The sequence below is a fragment of the Streptomyces sp. SID3212 genome (genome assembly GCF_009865405.1).
GTDB lineage: Bacteria > Actinomycetota > Actinomycetes > Streptomycetales > Streptomycetaceae > Streptomyces.
The window spans coordinates 1-1,674 of the sequence record NZ_WWJY01001123.1; the positions used below are offsets into that span (position 1 = coordinate 1).

The window sequence follows — 1,674 nt, forward strand, 5'->3', positions numbered from 1 at the left end:
GCCCCCGACGCCCCCACCGACCCCGCCGGGTCCCACCGCACCGATCCGCCCACCCGCCGCGACGCCCACAACACCGCCCGCGCCGAGTTCCCCCAGGCCCTGCTCGACCGTTACGAGCCGTACAACATCGCCGGTGCGGGCAGCGAGGGGACCGTCTGGCACGTACGGCGGCTGGCCGACGGCACCGACGCGGCGGTCAAGATCGCCCACCCGGGCCAGGCCATGGACATGGACACCCTCGAATACCTCGCCACCCCGGAGTTCCGCCGGCACGTCCCCCGCATCCACGAGTTCGGCGACATCGCCATCGGGCCCACCGTCTGCGGCTGGGTGGCGATGGAGTACCTGCCCCTCACCTTCGAGGACCAGCTGACGCGGCGGCTGCGCGACGGAAAGCCGCGCGAGGACCGGGCGCGTACCGAACGTACCGTCCGCGAGCTCACCGATCTGCTGGACTTCTGGCAGACGCGCATCGACCGCAACCCCCTGGACCTGAAGCCCGCCAACATCCTGGTCAGACAGCGCGACGGTGACCGCCGCGGACACCCCCAGCTCGTCGTCGCGGACTTCGGCGGCGTCGCGCGGTTCACCGCGAGCCAGAGCTACCGCGACTTCCAGATCACCGCGCTCTACATGGCCCCGGAACAAATCGTCAACCAGAACCTCAAGGCCACCCCGTGGTGGACCCTGGGTCTGGTGCTGTACCAGGTCTTCACCGGTCGCCCCCTGTACGTCCTCGGCGACGAGGCCCGCATCACCGACGAGGCGTGGACGAGGGGACTGATCCTCAACAACGAGGTCGACCTGTCCGCCGTCACCGACACCCGGCGGAACCTGCTGCTCCAGGGACTGCTCACCAAGGATCCCGACGACCGCTGGACCGCGGCCGAGGTCCGCGACTGGCTCAAGGGCGTGAACCCGCCGGTCGTCCGGTCCGAGGCCCCCGCGGCCCCGCCGTCCGCCGCCCGGCACGCCAACCGGCCCATCACCTTCCGCGGCACGGCCCATCACGAGGCCGAGAGCCTCGCCGCCGCGATGGCCCAGCACTCCCAGGAGGCCGCGGACTGGCTCGCGGTCGAGGGCGGCCCCCGGCTCGCGGCGTGGCTGCGGGACGACCTCCAGGACACGTCGTACGACAGCGGTCAGCTGCTCGCGCTCAGAGGAACCCCGGACCGGTCGATACGGGCCGCCGCCGCGGCTCTCGCCTTCGTCGCCGTGTTCGCGCCCACGGCGACCCCGCAGTACCGGGGCCGCCGCGTGGACGCGGAGGGCATCGCCCGGATCGCCCAGGGGCAGGGGGCGGTCGCGTTCGTCGACGAGCTGCTCAAGGCGGACGTGCCGACCATCGCGGCCGGTTTCCACTGCGCCCATCCCCCGTGCGCGCGGGGCCGTTGTACGGTGCTCCTCGCCCTCGCCGACGAACTGCCCCGCACGATCGAGCAGGTCCGCGCCCGCGCCCACACCCTCGACCGGCGCGACGGCGGCCCCGGCAGCGGCGGCGGCCTCGACCAGCGCGAGACGAGCGCCGCGTACGGGCTGGCCGCCGCGCTGATCGTGCACCCCGGGCAGCGGAAGCAGGCCCTCCTCCCCCTCGCCGGCCTGCCGGGCGTGCTCGCCTCGCTCGTCGCCAGGGCGCCGGTGGGTGTGCTCGCCGTGCTGGTCCGCCTGAGCACG

Annotated in this window: 1 protein-coding gene; it reads left to right on the forward strand. The window is 73.7% G+C overall.

The genetic code is table 11. From position 1 onward, the window contains the following. Positions 1-1,674, forward strand: a 1,674-nt coding sequence (locus tag GT042_RS33300) for a hypothetical protein (RefSeq protein WP_202534444.1), incomplete at both ends; no start/stop codon positions are given.